The following is a 12988-nucleotide window of genomic DNA, read 5'->3' as shown; positions in this document are numbered from 1 at the left end:
TCGGTGCGCGGGGAACGGGAAACGGGCCGCCGGCTCCCGCCGGCGGCCCGTTCCGTCGTCCGTTCCCCGACCGCGCCCGCTACCGCAGCAGTTCCACCTCCGCCAGCGTCGGCGGGACATCGCCGGGACCGTCGCTCACCAAGCGGTACTTCCCGTACGTCCCCGGCTCGGCGATCGTGAAGGCCCTCGTCTGCTTGTCCCAGGTGAAGGACTGCGCCGACCGCGTGTCCAGGGTCTGCCAGGTCGCGCCGTCGTCCGCCGAGCCCTGGAGCGTCCAGCCGTCCGGGGCCTTCGAGGCCGCGGACGACGTCAGGGTGTACTGGACCGCGCGGGTCGCCGGTTCGACCGGCAGGTCCACCGACCCGACCGCTCCCTCGGTACGGGAGGAGTTGTCGAAGAGCGGGCCCGCCGAGGCCGGCAGCGCGTCCGTCCGCGGCGACGGGGCCTTGTCGTCCTGGGTGATCGAGACCGGCGCCGCGTCCTCGCCCGTGCCCCACGTCGACGGCTCCGGGCCCATCGTGAAGTCCAGCGTGCCGCCGGCCGCGATCAGCTCGTGCGGGAGGGCCGTGGAGTTCCAGGGCTTGCCGTTGACCCTGAGGCTCTGGACATAGATGTTCTTGTCGCTGTTCTCCGGAGCCTTGATCACCAGCGTGCGGCCGTTGTCCAGATGGACCTTGGCCTTGGTGAAGAGCGGCGAGCCGATCGCGTACTCACCGCTGCCCATCACCAGCGGATAGAAGCCGAGCGCCGAGAAGAGGTACCAGCCCGACTGCTCGCCGTTGTCCTCGTCGCCGTGGTAGCCCTGCCCTATCTCGCTGCCGACGTAGAGCCGGCCCAGCACCTCGCGGACCTTCTCCTGCGTCTTCCACGGCTGCGAGGCCGCGTTGTACATGTACGTGACATGGTGGGCCACCTGGTTGGAGTGGCCGTACATGCCCATCCGTACGTCGCGCGCCTCGGTCATCTCATGGATCACACCGCCGTACGAGCCGACGAACTCGGGACCGGCCGTCTCGGGCGTCGCGAAGTAGGTGTCCAGCTTCTCCCCGAGGCCGGCGCGCCCGCCGTACAGATTCGCCAGACCGCGCGAGTCCTGCGGCGCCGTGAAGGCGTAGCCCCAGCCGTTCGTCTCGGTGTAGTCGTAGCCCCAGACCCTCGGGTCGTACGTCGCCGAGTCCACCCGCCAGTCGCCCTTGAGGTCACGGCCCTGGAAGAAGCCGGCCTCGGTGTCGAAGAGGGAGACGTAGTCCTGCGCGCGGTTGCGGAAGTACTCCGACTCCTCCTTGTAGCGCGCCTTCTTGGTCTTCTCGTAGAGCGCCTCGCCCATCTTGGACAGGCCGTAGTCGTTGAGATAGCCCTCCAGCGACCATGAGAGGCCCTCGTGCGTCTCCGTGGAGGCGTAGCCGAGGAAGGGGGAGGTCTCCATGCCCTTGCGGCCCACACCCGAACTCGGCGGCACCACGGTGGCGTTCTTCAGCGCCGCCTCGTACGCCGCCTCCGCGTCGAAGTCGACGCCCTTCACATACGCGTCGGCGAAGGCCACGTCGGAACTCGTGCCGGTCATCAGGTCCGCGTAGCCCGGCGAGGACCAGCGGGAGATCCAGCCGCCGTCCTTGTACTGCTGGACGAAGCCGTCCACCAGCTCGCCCGCGCGCTCGGGCGTGAGGAAGGAGTACGCGGGCCAGGTCGTCCGGTAGGTGTCCCAGAAGCCGTTGTTGACGTACACCTCGCCGTCGACGATCTTCGCGCCCGTCCGCGTCGGCGTGTCCTGGCCCGTCTTCGCCGAGAACGGGCTCGCGTACTGCTGCCTGGGACGGGACGTCGTACCGGTGTTCTCGAAGCCGGAGTTGGGATACAGGTACAGCCGGTAGAGGCTGGAGTAGAGCGTGGTGAGCTGGTCGTGGTCCGCGCCCTCCACCTCCACCCTGCCCAGGATGTCGTCCCAGGCGTCCTGGGCCCGGTCCTGGACCTTCTTGAAGCGGGTGCCCTCGGGGATCTCGTCGGCGAGGTTCTTCTTCGCCTGGTCCACGCTGATCAGCGATGTCGCGATCCGCAGGGTGACGGTACGGTCCTCGCCGGCGTCGAAGCGCAGATAGCCGGTGACGTCCGGGCCCGCGCCGCCGGAGAGCTTGCCGCCCGCGGTGACGGGCGCGTCGAAGACGCCGTATACGAAAAGACGTGTCGCGCCGGTCGACAGACCGCTCCTGACGTCCGAGAAGCCGGTGAAGGAACCGGTCTCCGGATCGAGCGTCAGCCCGCCCGCGTTGGAGATGTTGTCGAAGACCATGGAGGCGTCGGCGCCCGGGTAGGTGACCCGCACCATCGCCGCGTGATCGGTCGGCGTCATCTCCGTTCTGAGACCGTTCTCGAACGTCACGCCGTAGTAGTGCGGCCTCGCGGTCTCGTTCTCGTGCCGGAACGGCAGCGCGCGCGCCGTACGGGACGCGCTGGGCGTGCCCGGGGCCACCGACGGCATCATCTGGAACGTCTGCCGGTCACCCATCCAGGGACTCGGCTCATGGCTGGCACTGAAGGCCTGCACGGTCGGCAGATTGTCGGCGTTGTTGGCGCGGCTGTACTCGTACAGCCAGCTGTTCGACCCCGCGTTGGTCACCGGGGTCCAGAAGTTGAAGCCGTTGGGCACGGCGGTCGCCGGGAAGGTGTTGCCGCGCGAGAAGGATCCGCTGGAGTTGGTGCCACGCGTGGTGGACGCGTAGTCCGACAGATGCTTGAGCCGCTCCTCGGGCGCCTTCGGGGCCAGGGTGATGTCGTCGATCCAGCCCTGGAAGGCCCCGGGGCCCTTGGGGGAGTCGTACGCCACCAGGATCCGGTCGACGGTCCTGCCCGCCGCGACCGAGCCGATGCTCGCGTCGACCTGGTTCCACTGGTTGACGTAGAGCCGCTTGGCGGCGCCCTGGCCCTGCGGGGTGAGCAGTCCGCCGTGCGCGTCGACGGCCTTGAGATCACTCAGATAGGTGCCGTCGGTGAAGGCGAGATCGACGGAGACGTTGGTGGCCGGATAGTTGAGGTCCGTCTCCGGAAGGGACGGATAGATCCGGTAGGAGAGCGCGGTGTCGCGCTCCACGGCCGTGTCGACATCGAAGATCTTGTTGTACGAGTACGCCCGCCCGTCCGGCTGGTGCGTCCCCGCGTACTTCAGCGCCCGCGTCCCGGTGAACCCGGCGGCGGCCTTGGCCGTGGGTGAGCCGGACGGGCCCCGGTCGACCTGGGTGCGCATGTCCTGGGGCGGCGGCGTGCTCGTATCGCCGTCGGAGAACTGGACATCGGCGAGCTGAGTGGCGTCGGAGCCACCGTTGTTGGCCGTGATGTCGAGCCGGTAGTGCCGGTACGCGGTGGTGTTGGCGACGTCGTACGACTTGGTCCGGAAGCGCTCGCCGAAGGTCTCACCCTTCCGCGTGTCCAGGTCTCGCCACTCCTTGCCGTCCGTGGAGCCCTGGAGCGTCCAGTCCCTGGGATCGCGCTCGGCGTGGTCGTTGGCCGAGGTCAGGGCATAGGTGAGGACCTTGACCGGCTCGTCGAGGTCGAACTCGACCCAGGCGGTCCTGGTGAACGCCAGCCACTTGGTGGCCGACTGGACATCGACCAGGTTCTCCTTGGTCTCACCGGCGCCGGTGTTCTCGCCGCTGGCACGGAGCTCCACCACCCGGTCGGTGACATTGCCCGGGATTCCACTGGTGAAGCCCCCGTCGACACCGGATGACCGCTTCTCGCCACCGGGGCCCACTTCGACGGTATTGCGCCAGTCCGGCTGTTTTTCGTCCGCCTCGAAGGACGAGTTGAATTCCTTTTCCGCCGGCTCGGGTTGCGCGGGTTGTGCCACGGCGGCGGACTGTGCCGTTACGACGAGCAGCGCGGCGGTCGCCACCAGGGCGGCCGCGTGCCATTGTCTGCGCCGGGGTCCGGTTCTCTGCTCCATACCGAGTCTTTCCTCCTGCGTACCAAGTCGGACAACGTTGTCAAACGAGAGCGCAGGGTCCAGTAGGAGCCAAGTGCAGAGTGGTGTCAAGGGTGTTGCGGGGGTGGAACATTTGGAATCGGCCATTCCGATCGGGCGGAGGTGGTCGAATGAGTACACAACCGCCTCGGATATCCGCGAGGTCTCAACTAGGGAAAGACTGCCGCCCAAACCTGCTTTCGATCTTGCTCCGCCGACGGGAAGTGGACTATACCTGTCGGCGTCCGCCCCTGGAGTTTCCCGCAGTGGCGGACAACACGTAGGAGGACGGAGGGACATGGGGAGGGCTCTGTCCGCTCCCGGCCGCCCGGCCGAGGCCCGTACTCCCGCGATTCGATCCGGACGACGAAGAACGACATTCCCGTACAACCCGGCTTTATCTGCACGACCCAGCTTCATTTGACCGCGGTGGCGGGGCCCTTCTCCTCAGGCGAGAAGCACGGGCGACCGGTACACCGCCTGAGTCCTGGAGAAGGCGAGGACTTGAGCATGGGATCCACCTCCGCTCAGCACAACGGGGGCCTCGGCCGTCGTGATGTGATCAAGCGGTCCGCCGCGATCGGTCTGATCACCGTCCCGACGATGAGCTTCCTGGCGTCCTGCGCGAGCAGCGACAGCGGGACCGACAACAAGGTCGAGAAGGGCACGACGTCCGAGAAGAACCCGCTCGGAGTGAACGAGACCGCGTCGCTCGACTTCGTCCTGTTCGACGGCGGTTTCGGCACCGAGTACGCCACGGACGCCGTGGAGCAGTACAAGAAGGCCTTCCCGAAGGCGGAGGTGAAGTTCACCCCGACCCAGAAGATCCAGTCCGAGCTCCAGCCGCGCTTCAACGGCGGCACCCCGCCCGACCTGATCGACAACTCGGGTGCCGAGCAGATGGACATGGGTGTTCTCGTCGGCAAGAAGCAGCTCGCCGACCTCACGCCGCTGCTGGACGCGCCGTCCTACGACGACCCGGCCAAGAAGGTCCGCGACACGCTGCGGCCCGGTGTCGTCGAGATGGGCCAGTTCGACGGCGACCCGGTCTGGATCCTGTACTACGCCTACACGGTGTACGGCGTCTGGTACTCGCAGACCGCGCTGGACAGGCTCGACGCGGAGTACCCCGAGGACTGGGACGCGATGCTGGCCCTCTGCGCGAAGGCCAAGAAGAAGGACATCGCGGGCTGGACGTACGCCGGCAAGTACCCGTACTACCTCCCGTTCTCGCTCTACCCGTTCATCGGGAAGATCGGCGGCCGTGAGGTCCTCGACGCGATCGACAACCTGGAGCCCAACGCCTGGAAGCACCCGGCCGTCAAGGCCGCCTTCGAGGCGTACTTCGAGCTGTTCAAGAAGGGCTACATCCTCCAGGGCACGCCCGGCCTCGACCACATCCAGTCGCAGACCGCGTGGACCGAGGGCAAGGCGCTGTTCATCCCGAACGGCTCCTGGGTGGAGAACGAGGCGGCCAAGACCACGCCGAAGGACTTCCAGATGAAGGTGGCCGCGCCGTCCGGTCTGGACAGCTCGGACAAGCTGCCGTTCGGCACCATCTGGGCCTCCGGCGGCGAGCCGTTCATCGTGCCGACGAAGGCCAAGAACCCCGACGGCGGCATGGAGCAGCTCCGCATCATGCTGAGCGAGGCGTCCTCGAAGAACTTCACCACCAAGGTGAAGTCGCTGACCTCCTTCAACGGCGGCACCGACGGTCTCACCCTGTCCACCGCGCTCCAGTCCGGTGTCGACGCCCTCGCCAAGGCGGGCGACAACGTCCTGAACCCGCGGATGCAGGACTGGTACGCCGCCCTCCAGAAGGAGAAGATCGGCGTGGGCGTGCTCGGCGAGATGATGGCCGGGCGCATGACTCCGGCCGAGGCCATGAACAAGGCCCAGGAGTTCGCCGACGCGGCGGCCAAGGACGACTCCATCAAGCACTACAAGCACCAGTAGGAGCGGAAAGCGGCCGGAAGCCCCGCCGGGGCTTCCGGCTCCGGCCCGTCGGCCGCGCGCACGGAGTCCGACGGGCTCCCCAAGGCAGCACGGCGGCACCCGCCGGGATTCGGGGTCGGGAGACATGCAACACGGCAAGTACCGGTTCATCGTGGGGTTTTTGATTGTCCCCCTGACGCTGTACGGACTTTTCGTCGTATGGCCGTTCGTCCAGTCCATCTACTATTCGTTCACGGACTGGACCGGGCTCAGCCCGGACTTCGCGATGGTCGGCTTCGACAACTACACCCGGATGCTCGACGACGACACCTTCTGGAGTTCTCTCCAGCACAGTCTGACCTTCGCGCTCCTGCTGCCCGTGGTGGTGCTGGGGCTGGCGCTGTTCTTCGCGTTCATGCTGAATGTCGGAGGGCGCCACCGTAAGGGATCCGCGATTTCGGGTGTGCGCGGATCCGGCTTCTACAAGATCGTGTATTTCTTTCCGCAGGTGCTCTCGATCGCGATTGTCGCGCTGCTCTTCCAGTTCGCGTACAACCCGAACAGCGGCGCCATCAACTCGGCGCTCGGCGCGGTCGGTCTGGACAGCGTGCGGCCGGAGTGGCTGGGCGACCCGAATCTCGCGCTGTGGTGCGTGATGGCCGTCCTGGTCTGGTCCACCACCGGCTTCTTCGTGGTCCTGTTCTCCGCGGGCATGGCCTCCATCCCCAAGGACTTCTACGAGGCGGCGCTGCTCGACGGCGCGAACCGCTTCACCACCTTCTTCCGCATCACCCTGCCGCTGCTGTGGGACACGGTGCAGTCGGGGTGGGTCTACATGGGCATCCTCGCCCTCGGCGCGGAGTCCTTCGCCGTCGTCCAGATCATGACCGTGGGACCCGGCGGGCCCGCCGATTCCACCAACGTACTGACCCTGCTCGTCTACCAGAAGGCGTTCCGTGACGGTCAGGCGGCCTATGCGACCACGATCGGTGTCGCCCTTCTCGTCGTCACGCTGGCCTTCTCCGCCATCGTGATGCGGCTGGGCCGACGTGAGCGGCTGGAGTACTGATGAAGACCACCGACACCCCTCCTCCGGCCGATGCCCCGGGCCCGGCCGGCCCTCAGGACACGCCTCCGGCCGGTACGGTCACGGTGCGGCCCGCCGTGCGCAGGACGGCTCCGCCGGCCGCCGGGGAGTCGCGGAGCGGCGGCGTCCTCAACGTGTTCTCGCACGGTGTGCTCGTCATCTGGGCCGTCCTGGTCGTGATGCCGCTGCTGTGGGCGGTCATGACGTCCTTCAAGGACGACAGGTCCATCTTCACCCGGCCGTGGTCGCTGCCCGACTCGCTGCACTTCGAGAACTGGTCGCGCGCCTGGACCCAGGCGCACATGAGCGACTACTTCCTCAACACCGTGCTGGTGGTGGCCGGTTCACTCGCCGGCACCCTGCTGCTCGGCTCGATGGCCGCGTACGTACTGGCGCGCTTCGAGTTCCCGGGCAACCGCTTCATCTACTACCTGTTCATCGGCGGGATGAGCTTCCCGGTCATTCTCGCGCTGGTTCCGCTGTTCTACGTGATGAACAATCTTGGCCTGCTGAACACCGTCCACGGTCTGATCCTCGTCTACATCGCGTACTCGCTGCCGTTCACGGTCTTCTTCCTCGTCTCGTTCTTCAGGACGCTGCCGACCTCGGTGGCGGAGGCGGCGATCATCGACGGTGCCTCGCACACCCGGACGTTCTTCCAGGTGATGCTGCCCATGGCCAAGCCCGGTCTGATCAGCGTCGGGATCTTCAACTTCCTGGGGCAGTGGAACCAGTACCTGCTGCCCACGGTGCTCAACACCGACCCGGAGAACAAAGTGCTCTCCCAGGGGCTGGTGCAGCTCGCGGTCAGCCAGGGATACAAGGGTGACTGGTCGGGTCTCTTCGCCGGTCTGGTGATGGCGATGCTGCCGGTGCTCGCCGCGTACATCGTCTTCCAGCGCCAGGTGGTGGCCGGTCTGACGGCGGGCGCACTGAAGTAGACCGCCGGGCGCCCGGCGGTCACGGGACGGCCCAAACCACTCGAACCGCCCGTCGGCACTGGTCGGCGGGCGGTTTGTCGTGTTCCGCATTGCTCAAGGTCTTGACGGGGAGCAGCCCGAAAGGCTGAGCTTAGGGTTCACAAGTTGGAGATACGTCGGGGTCTCATTGGCGCGGCCCCGGCCGGCGGCGGCGGTCGTGCCGGCTGCCAAGGGCAGGAGTGGATCAGTCGTGGAGACTCCAGGGTCGCAGTCGTCTCTGCACCGGGCCAACCTCGAACGAGTCGTACGAGCTGTTCGTATGGCCGGTTCGCTCACCCAGGCGGAGATCGCCCGGAGCACGGGACTGTCGGCGGCCACGGTCTCCAATATCGTCCGTGAGCTGAAGGACGGCGGCACGGTCCAGGTCACGCCCACCTCGGCGGGCGGCAGACGGGCCCGCAGCGTCTCGCTCAGCGGGGACGCGGGCACCGTCATCGGGGTCGACTTCGGCCATACGCATCTGCGGGTGGCCGTCGGCAATCTCGCCCACCAGGTGCTCGCCGAGGAGTCCGAGCCGCTCGATGTGGACGCCTCGTCCGCGCAGGGGTTCGGCCGCGCCGAGGAGCTGGTCGAGCGGCTGATCGAGAGCACCGGTGTCAGCCGCGGCAAGGTGATAGGCGTCGGGCTCGGTGTTCCCGGGCCGATCGACGTGGTGTCGGGCACGCTCGGCTCCACCTCGATCCTGCCGGGCTGGAGCGGCATCAACCCCAGCGACGAGCTGGCCGGCCGCCTCGGTGTGCCGGTCTACGTGGACAACGACGCCAACCTCGGCGCGCTCGGCGAGCTGGTCTGGGGGAGCGGGCGCGGGGTCAGGGACCTGGCGTACATCAAGGTCGCCAGCGGTGTCGGCGCCGGTCTGGTGATAGACGGCCAGATCTACCGCGGCCCCGGCGGCACGGCCGGTGAGATCGGCCACATCACGCTCGACGAGTCGGGCCCGGTCTGCCGCTGCGGCAACCGCGGCTGCCTGGAGACCTTCACCGCGGCCCGTTATGTCCTGCCGCTGCTGGAGTCCAGCCATGGCGCCGATCTGACGATGGAGCGTGTCGTCCAGCTCGCCAGGGAGGGCGATCCGGGCTGCCGCCGCGTGGTCGCCGACGTGGGCCGTCACATCGGCAGCGGTGTGGCGAATCTGTGCAACCTCCTCAATCCCAGCCGGGTGGTGCTGGGCGGGGATTTGGCGGAGGCTGGGGAGCTGGTGCTCGGCCCGATAAGGGAATCGGTCTCCCGGTACGCGATCCCCAGCGCGGCACGGCACCTCTCGGTGCTTCCCGGCGCGCTCGGCGGCAGGGCCGAGGTGCTCGGCGCTCTCGCCCTGGTGCTCAGCGAAATGGGCGATTCGACCCTTTTGGAGAGCGTCATTCCAGCCACGACACCTGCCTTCACTTAGATAACGAATGGCACCGTTGTCATCTCGTTAAGGATTTACTCCTTGACGCCGACCCCGGAGCCGAGTTGACTTCCAGCCACCTCGGCCGCAACGACGCGGCCTCGTCAGGGAGGTTTGTGAAGTGAACGCAATGATGCGTCGTGCTGCCGTGGCCGCCGCCGCCACCGCGATGGCCGTCTCGCTCGCCGCCTGTGGCAGCGCGGCGGAGTCCGGCGACAAGGCGGAGGCGTCGAAGTCGGACAACAAGGGCCCAATCACGGTCGGTCTGCTCCTGCCGGAGAACGAGACCGCCCGGTACGAGAAGTTCGACAAGCCGCTGTTCGAGAAGAAGGTCAGCGAGCTGACCGACGGCACGGGCAAGGTCGTCTACGCCAACGCCAAGCAGGACGCGACGCTGCAGAACCAGCAGGTCGACACCATGATCACCAACAAGGTCGATGTGCTCGTCGTGGACGCCGTCGACTCCAAGGCGATCGCCAGCTCGGTGCAGAAGGCCAAGGACGCCGGTATACCGGTCGTGGCGTACGACCGTCTGGCCGAGGGACCGATCGACGCCTACACCTCCTTCGACAACGAAGAGGTCGGCCGGGTCCAGGGCAAGGCGCTCCTCGAGGCGCTCGGCGACAAGGCCAAGTCCGGCGACATCGTGATGATCAACGGCGCCGTGACCGACCCGAACGCCGCCCTGTTCAAGAAGGGCGCGCACTCCCAGCTCGACGGCAAGGTGACCATCGGCAAGGAGTACGACACCAAGGAGTGGAAGCCGACGAACGCCAACGCCAACATGGAAGGCGCCATCGCCGCCCTGGGCAAGGACAAGATCATCGGCGTCTACTCCGCCAACGACGGCATGGCCGGCGGTATCATCACCGCCCTCAAGGGCGCCGGCTTCACCAAGCTCCCGCCGGTCACCGGCCAGGACGCCGAACTCGCCGGTGTGCAGCGCATCGTCGCGGGCGAGCAGTTCATGAGCGTCTACAAGTCCTACCCCGAAGAGGCCTCCGTGGCCGGCGAGATGGCCGTCGCCCTCGCCAAGGGCGAGAAGCTCGACTCCGTCGCCAAGTCGACGGTCGACAGCGCCACCACCAAGGGCATCCCCTCGGTCCTCGTCCCGGTCGTGTCGCTGACCAAGGACAACATCAACGACACGGTCATCAAGGACGGCATCTACACGGTCGCCGAGATCTGCACCGGCGCCTACAAGGCCCAGTGTGACGCGATCGGTCTGAAGTAGGTCACCCGGGGACCGTGCGGTCCCCGCCGGGTCCGCCCGGTGACCTGCCTCCGGTGAAGCCTGTCCGGCACCCCGCCCACTCAACAGCCCCGCAGCTCGGGCGGGGTGCCGGATGGAACCACCTCGGCCGCCGTGCCGCACACCGTGCCCCCGCACCGTGCGGCCGGCCCCTCAGATTCTCTTCTGCTCGACCTCCGCGCCTCCCCCCGGCGCGGCATCCCCGCCGGTCAGGCGGCGAAGGAGATGGTTCACGTGACCGCTACGCCCGTGCTGGCGTTGCGAGGGGTCTCCAAGCGATTCGGTGCCGTCCAGGCGCTCACCGAAGTAGAGCTTGAGGTCCACTCCGGTGAGGTGGTCGCCCTGGTCGGCGACAACGGTGCCGGGAAATCCACGCTGGTGAAGACCATCGCCGGTGTGCATCCCATCGATGACGGGGTCATCGAGTGGGAAGGCAGGCCCGTCTTGATCGGCAGGCCGCAGGACGCCCAGAACCTGGGCATCGCCACCGTCTACCAGGACCTGGCGCTGTGCGACAACATCGATGTCGTCGGCAACCTCTACCTCGGCCGTGAACTGCGGAGCTGGGGAGTGCTCAACGAGGTCGAGATGGAGCGCCGCTCGCGCGAGCTGCTCACCACCCTGTCGATCCGTATTCCGAGTGTCCGTATCCCGATCGCCTCGCTCTCCGGCGGCCAGCGGCAGACCGTGGCCATCGCCAGGTCCATGCTCGGCGAGCCCAAGCTCGTCATCCTGGACGAGCCGACCGCGGCCCTCGGTGTCGAGCAGACCGCCCAGGTGCTCGACCTCGTCGAGCGGCTGCGCGAGCGCGGTCTGGCCGTACTGCTCATCAGCCACAACATGGCGGACGTCAAGGCCGTCGCGGACAAGGTGGCCGTGCTCAGGCTCGGCACCAACAACGGCGTCTTCGATGTCGCGTCCACCTCGCAGGAAGAGATCATCGCGGCCATCACCGGAGCCACGGACAACGCCGTGACCCGTCGCGCGTCGCGCACCGTGGAGGTTCAGAAGTGACCACCGAGAACACCTCCCCCTCGCTCGACAAGGCGGCCCGGGGCGGCCAGGCGCCCGCCCCGGTCGACGCTCCCGCCGCGGCGGACGGCGCGGTCACCGCGATCGACCCGCGGCTGCTCGTGCGCGAGCAAGGATTCGGCGGCTACCTCACCGAGTTCAAGCGGAAGATCCGCGCCGGTGACCTGGGCGCGATACCCGTCGTGGTCGGCCTGATCATCATCTGGGCGATCTTCGGGAGCCTGAACTCCAACTTCCTGACCGCGGAGAACCTCAGCAACATCTCCGTGGCCATGGTCGGCACCGGCATGATCGCCGTCGGTATCGTCTTCGTCCTGCTGCTCGGCGAGATCGACCTCTCCGTCGGCTCGGTCAGCGGTGTCGCCGGCGCGACCTTCGCGGTCCTCAGCGTCACCCACGGCATGGCGGACTGGCTGGCGTTCGTCCTCGCCATCCTCACCGGTACGGCCGCCGGAGCCGTCCACGGCTTCTTCTTCGCCCGGATCGGCGTCCCGGCCTTCGCCGTCACCCTGGCCGGTCTGCTCTTCTGGAGCGGCTTCATGCTCCAGCTCCTCGGCGACAGCGGCACCGTCAACCTGAGCGCCGACAGCCTGGTCGCCAAGCTCACCACGTACTACTTCACCGATGTGGCGGCGGCCTACGGTCTCGCCGTGGTCGCGGTGGCGGTCTTCTTCCTGACCTCGTTCTTCGAGAGCCGCCGGCGCGAGGCGGCCGGAGTCCCGTCCAGGCCGCTCAGCGAGACCATCCTGCGCTCCGCGCTGCTCGCCGTGGTGGCCTTCGTCGTGGCGGCCCTCTTCAACCAGTACAAGGGCCTGCCGCTGGCGGTGGTGATCTTCCTCGCGGTGCTCGTGATCACCGACTTCGTGCTGCGCCGCACCAGTTACGGCCGTCAGGTCTTCGCGCTCGGCGGCAGCGTCGAGGCGTCCCGCCGCGCGGGTATCAACGTCGCGCTGGTCCGTATCTCGATCTTCTCGCTCGCCGGTACGTTCGCCGCGGTCGGCGGTCTCTTCATCGCCTCCAAGATCGCCGCGGCCAACCAGGGAGCGGGCAGCGGCGACCTGCTGATGAACGCCATCGCGGCGGCCGTCATCGGCGGCACCAGCCTCTTCGGCGGCCGTGGCCGCACATGGAACGCGCTGCTCGGTGTGCTGGTCATCGTCTCGATCCAGTACGGTCTCGCCCTCCAGGGCATCGCCTCGCCGATCCAGAACATGATCACCGGCGCGGTCCTCCTCGCGACCGTCGTCATCGACGCCGTGACCCGCAAGACCCAGAAGGCGGCGGGCCGCGCCTGAGCGGACGCCGTACGATTCGCCTGCCTGTGCCCGGCATCCGGCCCCGGATGCCGGGCACAGCC

8 protein-coding genes are annotated in these 12988 nt (G+C 67.6%); 7 read left to right on the top strand and 1 reads right to left on the bottom strand.

What is annotated here, in order from left to right; translation table 11 throughout:
* Positions 1-79: 79 nt before the first annotated feature.
* Complete coding sequence (locus BFF77_RS06115; RefSeq protein WP_066944594.1) at positions 80-3937, bottom strand: GH92 family glycosyl hydrolase; 3858 nt, start codon at positions 3935-3937, stop codon at positions 80-82.
* Positions 3938-4465: 528 nt separating this feature from the next.
* On the opposite strand from BFF77_RS06115, the gene ngcE reads away from it, so the two are divergent.
* The 7 genes from ngcE (at position 4466) to BFF77_RS06080 (ending at position 12926) form a co-directional block, all read left to right on the top strand.
* A complete protein-coding gene (gene ngcE / locus BFF77_RS06110; protein WP_066944592.1) occupies positions 4466-5911 on the top strand; it encodes an N-acetylglucosamine/diacetylchitobiose ABC transporter substrate-binding protein in 1446 nt (481 codons plus the stop codon).
* 124 nt (positions 5912-6035) lie between these two features.
* Complete coding sequence (locus tag BFF77_RS06105) at positions 6036-6959, top strand: carbohydrate ABC transporter permease (protein WP_066944591.1); 924 nt, start codon at positions 6036-6038, stop codon at positions 6957-6959.
* On the top strand, positions 6959-7918 hold the full coding sequence (locus tag BFF77_RS06100; protein WP_066944589.1) for a carbohydrate ABC transporter permease: 960 nt from the start codon (positions 6959-6961) through the stop codon (positions 7916-7918). Before BFF77_RS06105 ends, BFF77_RS06100 begins: the two co-directional genes overlap by 1 nt.
* 229 nt (positions 7919-8147) lie before the next feature.
* A complete protein-coding gene (locus BFF77_RS06095) occupies positions 8148-9347 on the top strand; it encodes an ROK family transcriptional regulator (RefSeq protein ID WP_066944587.1) in 1200 nt (399 codons plus the stop codon).
* A 133-nt stretch (positions 9348-9480) separates the two neighbouring features.
* On the top strand, positions 9481-10581 hold the full coding sequence (locus tag BFF77_RS06090; protein ID WP_066944626.1) for a substrate-binding domain-containing protein: 1101 nt from the start codon (positions 9481-9483) through the stop codon (positions 10579-10581).
* Between the two features lie 243 nt (positions 10582-10824).
* Entirely contained in the window at positions 10825-11613 is a 789-nt protein-coding gene (locus BFF77_RS06085) for an ATP-binding cassette domain-containing protein (protein WP_066944585.1), read from the top strand.
* Positions 11610-12926, top strand: a complete 1317-nt coding sequence (locus tag BFF77_RS06080) for a sugar ABC transporter permease (protein ID WP_066944582.1) — start codon at positions 11610-11612, stop codon at positions 12924-12926. Before BFF77_RS06085 ends, BFF77_RS06080 begins: the two co-directional genes overlap by 4 nt.
* The last annotated feature ends 62 nt before the right edge of the window (positions 12927-12988 follow it).

The organism is Streptomyces lushanensis, assembly GCF_001700515.1.
Classification (GTDB): domain Bacteria; phylum Actinomycetota; class Actinomycetes; order Streptomycetales; family Streptomycetaceae; genus Streptomyces; species Streptomyces lushanensis.
Note: the sequence above shows the minus strand (reverse complement) of the source record. Positions and strands in the feature narration are given on the sequence as shown.

What these genes read in the sequence shown, in the direction of transcription:
- BFF77_RS06105 (WP_066944591.1), top strand. Translation starts at nt 6,036, where the DNA reads ATGCAACACGGCAAGTACCGGTTCATCGTGGGGTTTTTGATTGTCCCC.
- BFF77_RS06085 (WP_066944585.1), top strand. Translation starts at nt 10,825, where the DNA reads ATGGTTCACGTGACCGCTACGCCCGTGCTGGCGTTGCGAGGGGTCTCC.
- ngcE (WP_066944592.1), top strand. Translation starts at nt 4,466, where the DNA reads ATGGGATCCACCTCCGCTCAGCACAACGGGGGCCTCGGCCGTCGTGAT.
- BFF77_RS06100 (WP_066944589.1), top strand. Translation starts at nt 6,959, where the DNA reads ATGAAGACCACCGACACCCCTCCTCCGGCCGATGCCCCGGGCCCGGCC.
- BFF77_RS06115 (WP_066944594.1), bottom strand. Translation starts at nt 3,937, where the DNA reads ATGGAGCAGAGAACCGGACCCCGGCGCAGACAATGGCACGCGGCCGCC.
- BFF77_RS06090 (WP_066944626.1), top strand. Translation starts at nt 9,481, where the DNA reads ATGCGTCGTGCTGCCGTGGCCGCCGCCGCCACCGCGATGGCCGTCTCG.